Source organism: Sulfitobacter sp. SK025, from assembly GCF_003352105.1.
In the GTDB taxonomy this organism is placed as follows: domain Bacteria; phylum Pseudomonadota; class Alphaproteobacteria; order Rhodobacterales; family Rhodobacteraceae; genus Sulfitobacter; species Sulfitobacter pontiacus.
In genome coordinates, this window is record NZ_CP025809.1 from 142,972 (window position 1) to 158,296 (window position 15,325).

Genomic DNA, 15,325 nt, shown 5'->3' on the forward strand with positions numbered 1-15,325 from the left:
GCCACCTGCCGCCCGCTCGTGAAAGCAACGTGATCCAGAACGCGCGCGCCCGAGGCAAAGGGGGGTTTCTTCTAATAGTATACTTATAGCGGTTTCCCCCTCTTGGTCAGAGGGGCTTAGCTGGCCCCTTATGCAGGTCACCAGGCACCCTTGCTGGCCAAAATCGCCTTCGCTCCATCGGGTACTAATGAGAGCGAGATGAACAGACCTCAGCGGCCTGATGGCCGCACCCGTTCGTTTGAATGTCTGATGATGGCCCTGTCATCCCGAGGGAGCATAGCTTTTTGAACAAGTGCTCTGGCGGGTACCAAACGAAGGCGTTGGGGTTTTGCCAATCCAAAACGCAAGGCCAAAGGTTGCCTGATCTCGATGTGATTTTCAGAAAAGCGCCTTTTTTTATGAAAGGCGTTTTTCAAGAACCTCAATCGATCCCCCGGCCTTTCTGTAAACAAACAAAGGAAAAGTTATGACAGATACTCAAACACATTCGCGATCTGCCGCCCATGCATCCAATATGCTTGTAATTGTAGAGACCGCACTGTTTGCCAAAGACCGCCTCCCCGCGGTAGGCCGCAATCCGCACGGCCAAGATGTGGCAAGCTTCCATCTTGCTGCCCGTCCTGGAGGCTGGGCACCAACGATCACATTCAAAGGTGGATCAGCAGGCAGCCCCGCGAAAATCTACCCATCCAAAAAAGAGGCATTTTTGGCCGGAGCAGGAACCTTGTGCCGCATCCTCAGCGGATCCAAGAAGCTGCCATTTGTCGTCGAAGGCGACATGTTGATGGTCGCAGGATACGGCACGGGTGGTTTTCCAGGAATTTTCATGATGAAAATGCCGGCACCCTGGATCTAATTAAGAGCACGGCCGAGCCTAAAACAGGGCTCGGCCAACAGATACCGCGATCTGCGGCGTTCATGATAACGGTTCGAGAACCGCAGTTTCATCATTCCTGATGACCGGGCGCTCTTCGCTCACGATGTGTTTGTCGAATTCCGGCCAGAGATGTTGAGATAATTGCTGTGCACCTTTCGCGGTGGTGAATACAACCGCGTGAGTCTTGTGACCACCACGCATGCTCCTCGAGAGCAGCATGGAAGTTGCAGACAGACCCCTGTCAGCTGCAATGCTTTTCACCCACTGCAACATGACTTCCGAAGGGAGTTTTTTTCTGAATTCCTTTGCTGACTCGAAACTGGGAAACACGTCCTTGGCGTCTTTAGTCAACCCGCTTGGAGACAACCGAATCCCACGCAGCACAGGTCCATTCGCTCCATCAATCGCACGTTCCAACTTTTGATATTTTTTGGAAACCTGCTCATCAGACTTGTCCTGAACGACAGCGTCGAATTTGAGCCAATCATTTACGGGAAGACCAGGCAACGGGACGTTACTAAGAACTAGGACCCGCTTAGGTGTGTCGGTGCTCAGCAGCCTCAGCCGTGCAATTGCCTGCTCAGACTGCGCCTCGCGACTTTGACGAAGCAGGGCTGCCCCGCGTGGGTCCGGATGGCTTCGGACCTTCACATCCACGCGCGTATCGTCTGCGCGCAGAAGGCTGGTCTTGGAAGCCATCAATCTTTCTCCGTCGGTAAAGCTAAGCGGCATGTCACTATCTCCAAAAAGCGCACGCAACTGATCTTCGAGAGCAACGACAGGAAGTTGCAAACGACCCACCAGTATGATTGTTGCGAAGTCACTATAGGTGTTTACGCCCAGCAATCTCGGCCCGAACCATCTGACAGTAGCGCCATGGAGCATCTGAGGCTGGGTCGACCTGTCATTGAAGGTTTCCCCGTTGTCTTCATATAATTTATGCAGAACAGCCTTAGGTGCCACGACAAGCACATCTTTTTTACGAGCGCGTTCTATTTCGCGCTTGATGATCCTGACAATGTCATCGCGCCGTTCTTTGTGTTCCTCGCCCTTGAGTGTTGAGTACGCAAGGGTTTGGTCGCTCACCTGGATAACATGTGCTTTTGGTCGTGTGAGTAAACGTTCAAACTTTGCATTTGCGCAAAAGCGACTGACGATGGTTTCGTCGAGATCTGCATCCAAGAGAAGAATTGGCGCATCAACGGGAATTTCATCTAATTGATGCACTTTTATCAGCGCACGGTTGCCCGATTGTTCTGTTGGTTTTGCCAGGCTGAGGCGCTCTGTACCGCCCCGACCTATAGTTCTTGCCAACAGGTTAAAAACCAGCGACCGGACCTTAATGCTGTTAGCTTTCGCGTGATCGAACGAGGCTATTTGCAATCGGACGAGATTCTCTGGGAGTCCCGGATCGAGTTCCAATACCGGCATAGCCAGCCGCTCTGCTGTGCCAAGGTCGCGCAATGATTTTGCTGTTATCTTTTTGTCGCGCAGCGCGAGATGCACCGGTTTTTTTTCCCGCAAGGCAGCTGAAACCGTCTCTTGCGTGTCTATATAGCATTCCTTTAGGGCTTCGTCCTTCAGGTGATCTGGTGTGAACATCCAGTCGTCATGGGGCAATGTTTCAATATTGATCATCTCTTTCCAGAATTTTTCGTCAATGATCCGCAGCGCAACAGGGCACGACAAAGGTGGTTTAGAGTTCAGATATGAATGAGCCAGAAACACGACGTGTGGCTTCGTGATGGCCTCTTGCGCAAGATAGGGGCATCCCTTGGCGCAGGCCGCTTCGACGATCTTGCCAGCTCGGTTTTCCTCTCGACATAGGGCCCGCGTGACCGATGAGACGTTTTTCGCGATTTCTTTCGCGACATCGGAGCGCGCGCACATAGCGGTGGCCGTTCCCGGGTTTAACGCACTCCTGCCGCGCAGCACGAAACTTGGATGATCGGAATTCAACTCTCTGAAGGTTTTCTCCGCTTCAACGGCCAAATCAAGCGTGGGCACATAGAACAGGATATGACCCCTTTTTAGGAATTCATGCCCATGCTTTGCAATGCACTCCAGCGCTGTGCGCGTCTTGCCAAGACCGGCCGAGACCTTGAGGCCGAGGACCGGAGGAGCGTTGTGCTCATCCCATGCATTCTGACCAGAACTGGTCGTCAAAAACCGCGCAATGTGTTCCATGAGTTGTTCTCGAGCCGTCTGGAGGTCGAGCCAGTCATCATGTGGAGGTACGCGTTGAGGGTCGGAAGTGTTATCAAGCATTTTGCGCGCTTTTCGCTATAGCAACAGACATCGTGGAGCACGGCTGTCAGAATTTTTGATTTACCAACGCTTAGAAAAGGCGTTGAAATTTGGGTTTGATGTCGTCGGCTCCTAGTACCGGTATCTTTGAAACCGGGGCGCGCAATGCGGACTAACTGCTGCACCAGCGTTGCCAGCGGATTGGCGCAGAAATTGGTCGAAAATTTGACCATCTCGTGGCGCGTTGTGTTTTGTCTGCCAAGCGTCAGCGCGGTGGGTTTCGGACGTGACCTATCGGTCAAAAGCCGCCAAGGTCGAATGTAACCGTCGAACATTTGGTGTCATGCCGGTCATAGGTATTCATTACCGGTGTGACACTTTTTTTGATCTGCGGAATTTCTCTGCCAGCAGGGTTCGACCGATTTCCTTGATATGATAATCAGAGGATCGGTCATGACGAACACTACCCTACTACCCCGAGATCTTGCCGGCCGTTTTGGAGGCTTTGGCGCGTTTCAGGCCAAAACCCCCGCACCGACAACGATGTTTACAAAATTGTCCCGCGCAGAGCCCAACCTCAGGCTGGCACTCACGTCAGCCATCGAACATCTTGTCGAAATCGGGGACGCGTCCGAAGGCGCTCCTGTTCCTGCGATGGTTATTACCGCCAGTCCCGGGGCTGGTAAAAGTCGCGTCGCGCGCGAGCTACTTGGGCATTTGGCTGGCAACAAACGCATTGTGTTTCATGCACCCACACTGGCGCTTTCTGAGGAAGCCGCTGAGCACGCCCAAGAACTTGAGGGGAAAGTCCATATCATTCGTGGTCGCGCCGCCCCCGACCCAACCACTTCGGACGAAAAGATGTGCCGAAAGTATCAGCTGGTTGAGCGCGCAATACGGCTAGGATTGAATATCCGCGAAAGCTTTTGCGAGCAGGGTGACGCGCGCTGTCCACATGCCGACAGCTGTGCTTATCTGAACCAATTCGCTGACTCCAATACGGTAGGGCATCGCTATATGGCGACGAGCTACCTCGGCTTTCCCGACGCCGACCAATACGGCGGTATCTTGCGTGTGATTGATGAAACGTTTTGGGCACAACAACTCTCATTCGTGACCATCGGCATCGATGCGTTTCGCTTGCCTCGAACTTTTGTGCGGCACTATTCCCAGCGTGGTCGAAAAGAGGACTGGCGCGTTGAAGCACATGCAGAACTTCTGACCGCCGCTCACAATCTGATCGAGACAATGATGCTGGGCCAATCCCCCTTGGAGTTGTCCTATACAGAAGAGGAGTATCGCGCGTTTGCGCGCCTCGAATATTCGGCTCAAGCAGATGTTCCCGCACCTGAACCGGATCAGACCGACGCGCAGCAATCCAGGTTGCTTGCGCGCGGCGAAGATCTCCTAAGAAATGCGTCCTGGTACGCCGCAGTCTGGACGGGCCTCGCCGATGCGAAGCAAAGGATGAGAACAACGACAGAACGGCTGCGTCTTGTGAACGGCCCCTCGGGCTACGCACTTAGTGTCTGCCGCGTACGCCCACAGCGTCATAAACAACCCATGCTCATTCTCGATGCCGATGCAGACCTTGAGATACTTGATGCTCTGGGTATTGAAGCACATCGCAGCACTAACATGGTGTTGCGCGCACATGCGGATGTTGTCCAAATTCATGATCGGCGCATGACACTCGGAAGTTTGAACAAAGGTCCCGAACTGCGCGAGGACTGGCGCCGGGTGATCCGTCGCGAGGTATTGGCGGATCAGATGGGACAAGGTGGCGGGGTTCTAGTCGGATGCAGCAGAAAGGTGGCGCTGCGCTTCTTCGAAGACGCGGGCCACAATTTCTCAGGGCTTCGGGATGAAGAGGTGTCCCAATGGATGCTGAACACACCGCTGCATGGGGCACACTGGCTCTGGTACGGCGGGCGCGCCCTTGGCACCAATCGATATCGCGACTGCTCGACCGTGATCGCGATCGGTCGCGAAGAGTTGCCTGTTGAAGCACTTGAAGACTACGGCCGTGCCCTGTGGGGGGATCGTGAGGACGCGGATCTGGAGTTTATTCGACCAGACGCACGCGGCCAACTGCGCCTGCCGGAAGTCGAAGTTCCCTATGAGATGTCAGATGGCAGTGCCGTTGCGGTGCAAATCCCCTGCCATCCAGATCCGTTAATCCGGCGCGTGCAACTTCAGACGCGAGAGCTTGCCACGCGCCAGCTTGTCGAGCGCCTGCGTCTTGCCCGCTCGGAAACGCGCAAGCGTGTTATTTTGGGGTGCAACATTCCGATACCGGGTCTGCCGGTTGATGAGCTCGTGAGCTGGCAAGAGTTTCGGCCGACGCGGCTCGCGGCGGCTTTGATTGATGGTTTGACCGACAAAGGAGGGCTTCGTCTCTCGGGCTCCGGTCTCGTCGAAGACGCCCCGGCTTTGTTTACATCACTTGATGCAGTAAAGGCTTACCGAAAACGGTGTAGGATCGAGGCGGCAGATATGTTGTCCAGCTTGCCTGCGCAAATACGTGACCAACTTCACATAATTGAGCTACAGCAAGCGCGCCCCTATGCGCGTTCTTGCACGGCGCTGATCAAGGCTGACAGTGCGCTCGACGCGCTTCGGCGTGCAGAGGAAATCTGGGGCCCGCTTTCAACGTGCACCTGTGCAGAGGTGCTAAGGCCAACGGGTCGGAAAACAGCACCAATCCAAGCTGTTCCGAACGGCTACATCACTGGCACGGGGCAGGGGCAAAGTCGGCAGAATCTGCGAAGTATTATGTAATGGCTCGGACCGGTTTGTTGCGATGTTCGGGATTTTTTTTTGTGCTGGGAAAACAGACATTGCTCACTGGCCCCATGCATCTTGAGATAACTGTCTGAGCAACCTTTCCGGCTCACGCTCAGCAGTCTGAAGCGCACGTACAGTCCACAAAGTTATGTGGTTTTCGAGCGGAGTCCTCGGCTGATGCAGCGTGGCGCATGCCACCGCTTCGGCGCGTCGCCACGGCCAGTATTGGAGCACTATTATGCCTGATCCTCGCATTCGACGCCTAAAGGATGTCGATATTATAAAACCGCAATACCCTGTTTGTTGCAAACAAGGGGAATTTTAAGGGGCAGGGTCCCTTCGACCCTGCGCGTCTTCTTGCGGACGCGCAGGACGAAGATCCCCCTTGTTGAATAATAGGGAGGTCGACGCCCATTCCCAGCGACACCTGTCGATCACCCACAGCGCAAGCTTTAACGCGCAGGCTGCGTTGGTGCGTCGTCCTTCATCCCCGAGCCTCTGCGTCCGCAGGCGCTTTTCCATTTTCGACTTTTTCAAGGATACTATGATGACCGAACTCAACCCCAGCACTCGCCCAGTTCTTTCTGCAGAGGTTCTCTTCCGCCGTCTCGCACCAACTGTTGCTGCAGACGTTTCCCAGCAACTGCACCGCGCAGGTCTGGTCAATGCCAATGATCTGATCTTTGCCTTAACCACCGGTCTGCACAGTTTCGCGCGCAACCAGGGCCTGTGTCTTGCGACAGAGTTCCCGCTGGCTTGGCCCCAAGCTTTGGAGGTTTTGAGGGGGTGCCGCAGTGAGGCAGAATGGGAGACGTTTTTGATGCAAACGAGCACTGCGCCTCAGGTCAAAGGACATAAGATGGCAAAAGGCGCGTCTCAGATGATCAGGATTCTGGAGACATTGCAGCAAACCGCTGACATGAGCCCAAGGATCGTAACAGCGTTTGGAACATGGGTGATCACGGCGGTCGTCATCGCGCATTCGGGCACCTTGGATGCCGATATTAGCCTCGAAGAATTGTCCGACTGCCTCTAGACAGCTTAGGCCTCCCTTCTGGCTTTCTAAAAGCCGGAAGGGAGGTTTTTGATGCAATTGGTTTAAATAGCTGGAGCCTATATGACAGTGATCGACTTGCTCCCCCCGCGAAGGGATCGCGTGCAATGATGCGAAATAAAATTGAAAACTTCGCCGTTCTGGACTTTGAAGCGTCAAGCCTTTCGCTCGAAAGCTGGCCGATCGAGATCGGTCTTTCGTGGATCGACAATGGTGCCGTGCAGACGTGGAGCTCGCTGATCAGCCCCGCCGCAACATGGGATATGAATGACTGGTCGTATCTTAGTGCCGCAGTCCACAAGATTGCGTTCTCGAGTTTGGCGGGCGCACCTTCGGTGCAGGTTGTGTCTCAGACTTTTCTGAACACCCTTGCCGGGCGGCAACTTGTTTCAGATGCGCCCGAGTTCGAAACACAATGGCTCACCCGCTTGCTGCACGCCGGTGGATATGACGAAGTACCCTCAATTGAGAGTTTCGAGCACATCTCGTTTGCCCTCTACTCTGATTATGCTTTGGATATGCTTTACGAAACGCTCGAGCGACGTGCGGCACCACACCGTGCAGGCCCTGACAGCGCACGACTTGCAAAGAGCTGGCTCAAGGCATCGAGGTTTTGAAGATAAGGCGGGCCTGCTCGGCCCCCCCCGACCGAAAGCCCGACATCTGCATAAAATTTTGCAGTGGCGTTTCCGCTGCATAATCGCTCGACCCATATTCTTTATACGACGGACGGACTTTGTGTTTTTCGTCGTTTGACTCCGTTACCGGCGTCTCATGAAAGGAAGGAAACGCACGTCGGAAGGAGACTGTCTTGTCGCAGAACATGGCAACGCGTTGCTTGGGATCTGATCAATCCCTGACGCGGCAAACAGAACTCAGGAGTTAAGCGGTGAAAGGTTCTTTGACTGTCTGATTGGAGGAGGTCGGCCCATGAGCTGTGAACGGCGGAGCAATACTCGGCCACGGTAGCGACGGCATAGTGTTGTCGCGGGCGGCGTAAAAGTCGTCCACTTTTGCCCTTTCGGATTTCGGGAGGGCTTGGGGATATACACCGTGGACTTGTATTTGAAGGTGCGTCACGCTCATTTCCAGGATGGATTGAGCGGGCGTCAGATTGCCCGGGATTTTGGGATCAGCCGGGACAGTGTTGCGAAGATGTTGGCCTATTCGGAACCGCCGGGATATCGGCGGACAGCGCCGATCAGGCGCCCGAAGCTGGATGCGTTCACCAGCCAGATGGACCAATGGCTTGCTGAAGACAGGAGCCGCCCTCGCAAGCAGCGTCACACCGCCAAGCGTATTTTCGAGCGGTTGCGGGACGAGTGCGGTTTTGATGGCAGCTACACCATCGTCAAGGATTACGTTCGAGACTGGAAGCGGACCGGCAAGGAGATGTTCGTGCCGCTGAGCCATCCGCCCGGTCATGCACAGGCCGATTTTGGTGAAGCGCTTGTCGTGATCGGCGGCGTCGAGCAGAAGGCACACTTCTTTGCCCTCGATCTGCCGCACAGCGACGCATGCTTCATCCGGGCCTATCCTGCGGCCAATACCGAGGCGTGGCTTGACGGCCATGTCCATGCCTTTGCGTTCTTCGGCGCGGTTCCCCAGTCGGTTCTTTATGACAATGACCGCTGCCTGGTAGCCCGGATTCTGCCGGATGGCTCCCGGCAAAGAACCCAGCGGTTCAGCGCGATGTTGTCGCATTACGTGATCCGGGACCGCTATGGCCGTCCCGGCAAGGGCAATGACAAAGGGGCCGTGGAGGGGCTGGTCGGCTACGGACGTCGCAACTTCATGGTGCCGATCCCGTCCTTTCCGGACTGGCACGCGTTCAACGCTCACCTGGAAGAGCAGTGCCGCAAGCGCCAGGGTGATGTTCTGCGTGGCCACAAGGTCAGCATCGGGGAACGGCTGAAGGCCGATCTCGCGGCGATGCGGGATTTGCCCGGCACCCCCTTTGAGGCCTGTGAGTTGCAAAGTGGCCAGGTCACATCGACATCGGTGGTGCGTTATCGCGGCAATGATTACTCGGTGCCGGTTGCCTACGGCCACCGTGCGGTCTGGATCAAGGGCTTCGTGACCCGGGTTGTTATCGGCTGCGGTGCCGAGGTGATCGCTGAGCATTCGCGCTCCTATGACACCGGCGACATGGTGTTTGATCCACTGCATTACCTGGCGCTGATCGAACGCAAGATCATGTCCTTCGATCAGGCCGCGCCTCTGCAGGGCTGGGAGTTGCCCGAAGCGTTCAAAACCCTGCGCCGACTGCTGGAAGCCCGGCAGGGAAAGGCCGGCAAGCGCGAGTATGTGCAGGTCCTGCGCCTTCTGGAGCGCTTCGAGATTGACGTGCTGCATCTTGCCGTCAAAGATGCCCTGCGAATGGGAGCGGTCAGCTTCGATGCAATCAAGCACCTGATCTTGTGCAGGGTCGAGCAAAGGCCTCCGAGGCTGGATCTGGATGTCTATCCCTTCCTGCCCAGAACCAACATCACCACCACCTCCGCCGCATCCTACATGAGCCTGCTGGCAGGAGGTGGGGCATGACGGATGCACCCGAACTGCTGCTGGCCCACCATCTCAAAACGCTTCGGCTGCCCACGTTCTTGCGTGAACATGACAAGCAGGCCCGTATCTGCGCCGCTGAAGGCGTAGATCACGTGCGTTACCTGGCCCGGCTGACCGAGCTGGAACTGATCGACCGGGAACGGCGCATGGTGGAACGCCGGATCAAGGCCGCAAAGTTCCCGACCATCAAAAGCCTGGACAGCTTCGACTTCAAGGCGATCCCGTCGCTCAACAAGATGATGGTCCTGGAGCTGGCGCGCTGCGAATGGATCGAACGCAAGGAGAATGTGATCGCGCTCGGTCCCTCCGGCACCGGCAAGACCCATGTCGCCCTCGGGCTGGGACTGGCTGCCTGCCAGAAAGGATTGCCTGTCGCCTTCGTGACCGCCGCAGCCCTCGTGCACGAGATGATGGAGGCCCGCGACGAAAAACGCCTCCTGCAACTCCAGCGCAAACTCGCCAAGGTCAAACTGCTGATCATCGACGAGCTGGGATTCGTCCCCTTGAGCAAAACCGGCGCCGAGCTTCTGTTCGAGCTGATCTCACAGCGCTACGAGCGAGGGTCGACCCTGATCACAAGCAACCTGCCCTTCGAGGAGTGGACCGAAACCTTCGGCACCGAACGCCTGACCGGCGCGCTGCTGGACCGGCTGACACACCACGTCAACATCCTCGAGATGAACGGCGAAAGCTACCGCCTCAATCAAAGCCGCGCCCGCCTCGCCGCCGCTAACAAATGAACCTCACAGAATTGGCCTGACGGCCAATGCGCCTTGGACCGGGCTTGCTATATGAGGGCCGCACGCTCCAAGGCGCTTGCCCCAAACTGGCCGACTTTTGCTCCGCCACAATGGCCGAATTTTACTCCGCCGTTGACAGATTTCACAGAAAAAGAAAAGTGTTGCCCTGTACGGTGCAGGGCGATTTGAACAACTCGGTTTTGCAGAAGCTTTAAAGTCCGATCCAGATGGTGAAGATTTTAATTTTATCAGTCTCTACAACCTTGAGAACTGCAAAAAGCAGCTCTCAACAAAACCTGAAAACGTTGATTTAGGCCGTATTGTAGTTTTCGTAGTTTCGACCGAAAACGATACGGACATTCTAGAAATAAGGAAAATGTCGGAAAGCTTTTTTCCTCGGTCTATTGTGTTGGCGCTACAATGCCCGACAATCCAATTCAGCCCGTCGGCTTGGCCGACCAATGTTCGTGCTGTGGTTAGGTGGGACGAAATGAGTGAAAGAGTAGGACTATTTTTGTCACTTATATCCGGAGGGCTAGCAATCTTCGACACCAAAATTATAAAAACAAGTACCCTTGGAGAACCTGGTAAATCGAATGGCCACAACAGTATTGAAGCCGAACCAATGCAAGTTCTCACTCGGCGTGAGATGGAGGTTGCAAGCGAGGTTTACAGAGGGGCGACAAACGCTATTATTGCTGAAAGATTAGGGATTAAAGTAAATACAGTTAATACGCACCTAAACACTTTGATGCGAAAACTCGGCAAACACAACCGCACAGAGGTGGCAGTTTGGTACGCTACATTCCACAAATTTCCTGATTAGGAGCGAAGCGTGAAGTGGCATCAAGCCAATTTATTGCGTTTGATTCTCGGATCATATCATTCAATTCGAGACGACGGCCACGACATTATTATATATGCTTTGATTTTTCAAACATATAGGCCGCCTCTGTCGGCTACGCAACGGTGAGGCATCAAATCTTCGCAGAGTACTTTACGATAAAACTCCATCAAACATTACCGATAGAAAATTGCATCTGAACAATAACCAATTCGAATCTTGCGGACCTAAACTCAGAATTTGTAAACTACGATATAGATGTATTTCTCAGTCAGTCAGAATATGGAAAGACCTCATTAAGTATATGCCGCATCTTTTGGTGCATATAGTTTTCGCGCGAAAGGCATTGCCGTGTCAAATTACCTTACTTCCTTTTCTAGCATAATTATTCAAAACTCAATTTTAAACGTATCTCTATTTAGCAAAGACGGAAGCATAACAAAATGCGTGACTCGATCAGTCTTTATTTTAAATAGCAGGACGCGACGATGTCCGCCTTGTGCTCCTAAATCGAGTGAGCCAAAAGGTGAAAATGACCTATACATCATAGATCCCGAGATTACAAAAACTTGGGAAAGCGCAAATATCCCTCAACTAGATACAGAATGTTATCTTATTCTTCTACACGGTGGCCCCGCTGAAAAATTGTTCACCTCTCAATCAGCTAGATACCTGGTAAACTGCAAAGTAGAAGCCGGTGATCTTGCATCGATAATAAGAAACTTTGCACATGCGATGAGTGTTGACCGCGCGCGAAGGCACCCCCATTAAATGAGCTACACCTGAGCACCGTGCATCTATATAACAAAATAGTGTGAGCGCCACTTGTTGAGCTCAGGGTAGGGGCGTCATCGCATTTCTTCCGATAGCTTTTCGCCTAAGTCTTCGGTTGGGGTCTTCCATCCAAGACACTTTCGCGGCGTGTTGTTGAGGCGATCACAGATCACCTTCATATCGTGATCAGTGCATTGCCGGATGTCGCGTTTGCGGGGCAACCACCTTCGAAGGCGTCGGTTTGTGTTCTCGACTGTGCCTTTCTGCCAGGTGCTGGAGGGGTCGCAAAACCACGTCTGGGTTCCGATCTCAGCTTGTAGGTGTGGCCAACTGACAAACTCGGTTCCGCGGTCAAAAGTGATGGACCGACGGGCGACGAGGGGGAGATCTTTGATGGCACTCATGATCTTGCCCATGACCGGCTTGGTGCGCTTGTTCGGGTTTTTCAGGATCACGGTGAAGCGGCTGACGCGCTCAACCAGTGAGGTGACGTTGGTCTGGCCAAGCTTCTGTTTAAACAGCATCAAATCGGCCTCCCAGTGGCCAAATTGACGGCGATGAGCCACATCATCCGGGCGAAATAAGATGCTGACATCGCGGTGGAACTTGGGTCCTCTGCGTCTTCGGGTGCGGCGGGGACGTCGAGGGATACAGTGCGTCGGCAGATACCACCACAGGTCTTCGCGCTGACCTTCCTTGGAATAGATGTAGCGATAGATGGTTTCTTGGTAGACCCTGAGTGGGGCATCCTCGTGGATCATGTGGTTACTGATCTGCTCAGGTGTCCAGCCGTTCTTGATGCGTTCAATCACGCGTCTGCACAGCTCAGGATGTTTAATCAGCTTGCGCTCTCGAGCACGACGTTCCGCTTGCATGAGGTGGGCAGCGGCACCATAATAGCCATCGTATCCAGGCATGTTTTCGTCCGAGGAATGGCTGCGCTTTAACTCGCCGAGTATCGTTGATCTGCAGCGCTTCAGAACGCGCGCCATCTCGTCAACCGGGACCTTCGCGTGTCTCCAGCGTTCTATCTTGCGTCGTTCTGTGATACTCAGTTGGTCGTAAACGGCTCCCATAACGGTTCCTCTCATTAGAAAAACTATTGTTTTCTGAAAAGAGTCGCACTTGAGGGTAGCGCGCGCCCCGGTGTGAGCTCACGGTGAAGTGCAGTTCCTGATATCTCGTTTTATTCCAAACGGTTCTGGATTTCCATCAGCTTGGTCTCAAAGACTTCCGCCGGTGTCCGGTAATCCAAGCATTTGCGCGGCGTGGAATTGAGGCGGTGGCAAATCGACCTCAAATATCGATTTGTCAGCGCCGTCGGGTCGGTTGAGCGGGGCAGGTACTTCCGCAGCCTGTTGTTCGTGTTCTCGACCGTGCCTTTCTGGTACGGCGCTTGCGGGTCGCAGAACCACGCATCTGCGCCGATCCCGGCCTTGAGATGTCTCCATGCGGAGAATTCGGTGCCGCGGTCGAATGTGATCGACTGACGCGCATCGGCGGGCAAGGGAGCCAGGCCCTGGATCAGCGCCTCCATGATCGGTTTGGACTGGCGATCCTCGTTGCGCATGACGACAGCATACCGGCTCACCCGTTCGACCAGAGACGTCACGTTGACCTTTCCATGCTCCTTGCGGAACATCATCAGATCGCATTCCCAGTGACCGAACTCGGCACGCTCTGAGATGCTCTCAGGCCTGTAGGACAGGCTCTGCGTGTCGAAGATGTGGGTCCGGTTGTGCCTGCGGTAACCACGCGGCCTGCGGCGTCTGCGATGTTCGGGAAGATGGCGATAAAACTGTTCATCGCGACCATCTTTGGAATAGGCGAACCGATAGATCGTCTCGTGACTGACCCGGATCGGATGGCGCTCCAACCGCATGCGGCCCGCAATCTGTTCGGGTGACCAGCCAGCCTTCAATCGGTCTTCAATGGCTTCCTTCAGTTCAGGGTAAACGATCATCTTGCGATGGATCGCGCGGCGCGCCTCGTATTTGTCCTGAGCGACAAGCGCGTGGTATCCATCCAGTTCCGGTATCTCTTTGTCAGTGTAACGATTGCGCTTAATGTCTCGGTAGATCGTGGAGGGATCGCGGCCCAGGCGATCCGCAATCTCTGAAATCGGCATTTTGACTTCCAGCCACTTTGCAAGCTTGCGTCGTTCGTCCAGCTTCAGGTGACAGTAGTGGGTTCCCATTCTTCATACTCCATGCAGCTCTCTGTATTCGTACAGAATTTGCACTTCGTTTGTGAATTCACCCTTGGATTCTCAAGGGTCGTTGCGACGGTTTCCGCTATCTCAGTTTCATCAGTTCTTCCCTGAAGGCTTCAGTCGGCGTTTTCCATCCCAGGCACTTTCTGGGGGTGCCGTTCAAGCGGTCACAAATCGACTTCATATCTCGATTTGAGAGCGCGGCCACGGGCGCATCTCTTGGTAGGTAGCGCCGCGCACGCTTGTTCAGGTTTTCGACGGAACCCTTTTGCCACGGAGCCTGTGGATCACAAAACCAGGCCTCTGTGCCGATACCAGGCTTCAACTTACGCCAGTTCCTGAACTCGATCCCACGGTCAAAGGTGATCGACTTGCGCGCCGGTTGGGGCAGGGGTTCCATCACACCCATCAAGCGGTTCATCAGATGCGTGGTGCTGCGGTCGTTGTTGCGGAACAGGACAGCAAAGCGGGTCTTCCGCTCGACCAGTGAGGCAACGTTCATCTTGCCCTGAGCGCGCTCGAATATCATCAAATCGCCTTCCCACTCGCCGAAAGTCTCGCGGCTATCAACGTAGTCAGGGCGTTCGTGAATTGAGCGATCCGGCGGGAACACAAGGCCTCGTGGCCTGCGCGCGTGATGCGGACGCCGTTTTTTCCGGCGGTTGGGCAGGTAGCGTGCGAGTTCCGCAGATTGACCATCTGGGCCGTAAACATAGGCGTAGATCGTTTCATGACTTACGCGGGTTGTTTGGCCTTCATATTGCAATCGGCCCGCGATCTGCTCTGGTGACCAACCTTCCTTGAGCTGCTTGATTACGGCTTTTCTCAAGCCGACAAGGCGCACCAGTTTGCGCCGCCGCGCACGTCTTTCGGTCGCCGCTTTTTGAGCAACCACGCCGTAGTATCCGTTCAGTTCCGGCAACTCTTTGTCGAAATAGTGATTGCGCTTGATCTCGCGATACACCGTGGAAACATGCCTGCCGATCTCTGCTGCAATCTCGCGCACAGCAATCTTGGCGTTCAACATGTCTTCTATCGCGCGTCGTTCACGCAGGTTAAGCTCTTTATGCGCCATCTTCCATTCTCCTTGCTTTCCAGCAAGATAGGGGAAATTTCGCAACCCACGTGTGGATGCCCCGGTTTATGTGGGTGATTGTTTCGACGTTTAGATAGCATGATCGGGTGCAGTCACGTGTCCGGCCTGTTTGTGCAGCACACTTGGCTG

The 15,325-nt window shown here is 54.5% G+C and carries 11 protein-coding genes; 7 read left to right on the forward strand and 4 right to left on the reverse strand.

Going from position 1 to position 15,325, the window contains the following annotated elements:
* The first annotated feature begins 466 nt into the window (after nucleotides 1–466).
* Nucleotides 467–856 carry a hypothetical protein gene (locus C1J04_RS15610; RefSeq protein WP_114865513.1) on the forward strand — a complete coding sequence of 130 codons (390 nt, stop codon included), beginning with the start codon at nucleotides 467–469 and terminating at the stop codon, nucleotides 854–856.
* Nucleotides 857–916: 60 nt separating this feature from the next.
* On the opposite strand, the gene C1J04_RS15615 is transcribed toward C1J04_RS15610, so the two are convergent.
* Complete coding sequence (locus tag C1J04_RS15615) at nucleotides 917–3,145, reverse strand: hypothetical protein (protein WP_114865514.1); 2,229 nt, start codon at nucleotides 3,143–3,145, stop codon at nucleotides 917–919.
* A 432-nt stretch (nucleotides 3,146–3,577) separates the two neighbouring features.
* Here C1J04_RS15615 and C1J04_RS15620 point away from each other — a divergent pair, with 432 nt between their 5' ends.
* From C1J04_RS15620 to C1J04_RS15655, 6 genes are all read left to right on the forward strand, one after another.
* Nucleotides 3,578–5,905, forward strand: coding sequence for a hypothetical protein (locus tag C1J04_RS15620; RefSeq protein ID WP_114865515.1), 2,328 nt, complete (start codon nucleotides 3,578–3,580; stop codon nucleotides 5,903–5,905).
* 553 nt (nucleotides 5,906–6,458) lie between these two features.
* The gene (locus tag C1J04_RS15625) at nucleotides 6,459–6,947 is read left to right on the forward strand and encodes a hypothetical protein (RefSeq protein WP_114865516.1); all 489 of its coding nucleotides are present in this window, start codon (nucleotides 6,459–6,461) and stop codon (nucleotides 6,945–6,947) included.
* Nucleotides 6,948–7,072: 125 nt separating this feature from the next.
* Nucleotides 7,073–7,582, forward strand: coding sequence for a 3'-5' exonuclease (locus tag C1J04_RS15630; RefSeq protein ID WP_114865517.1), 510 nt, complete (start codon nucleotides 7,073–7,075; stop codon nucleotides 7,580–7,582).
* Between the two features lie 427 nt (nucleotides 7,583–8,009).
* Nucleotides 8,010–9,509, forward strand: coding sequence for an IS21 family transposase (istA, locus tag C1J04_RS15640; protein WP_114865649.1), 1,500 nt, complete (start codon nucleotides 8,010–8,012; stop codon nucleotides 9,507–9,509).
* Nucleotides 9,506–10,270, forward strand: coding sequence for an IS21-like element helper ATPase IstB (istB, locus tag C1J04_RS15645; protein WP_058317429.1), 765 nt, complete (start codon nucleotides 9,506–9,508; stop codon nucleotides 10,268–10,270). The genes istA and istB overlap by 4 nt, the downstream gene beginning before the upstream one ends.
* A gap of 490 nt (nucleotides 10,271–10,760) precedes the next feature.
* Nucleotides 10,761–11,096, forward strand: coding sequence for a helix-turn-helix domain-containing protein (locus tag C1J04_RS15655; protein WP_216825235.1), 336 nt, complete (start codon nucleotides 10,761–10,763; stop codon nucleotides 11,094–11,096).
* Between the two features lie 866 nt (nucleotides 11,097–11,962).
* Here C1J04_RS15655 and C1J04_RS15660 read toward each other — a convergent pair.
* The 3 genes from C1J04_RS15660 to C1J04_RS15670 all read right to left on the reverse strand — a co-directional run bounded on the left by C1J04_RS15660 (nucleotide 11,963) and on the right by C1J04_RS15670 (nucleotide 15,175).
* Nucleotides 11,963–12,964, reverse strand: a complete 1,002-nt coding sequence (locus C1J04_RS15660; protein WP_114865521.1) for an IS30 family transposase — start codon at nucleotides 12,962–12,964, stop codon at nucleotides 11,963–11,965.
* A 110-nt stretch (nucleotides 12,965–13,074) separates the two neighbouring features.
* The gene (locus tag C1J04_RS15665) at nucleotides 13,075–14,085 is read right to left on the reverse strand and encodes an IS30 family transposase (protein WP_114865522.1); all 1,011 of its coding nucleotides are present in this window, start codon (nucleotides 14,083–14,085) and stop codon (nucleotides 13,075–13,077) included.
* Between the two features lie 97 nt (nucleotides 14,086–14,182).
* On the reverse strand, nucleotides 14,183–15,175 hold the full coding sequence (locus C1J04_RS15670; protein WP_005848490.1) for an IS30 family transposase: 993 nt from the start codon (nucleotides 15,173–15,175) through the stop codon (nucleotides 14,183–14,185).
* Nucleotides 15,176–15,325: the final 150 nt, after the last annotated feature.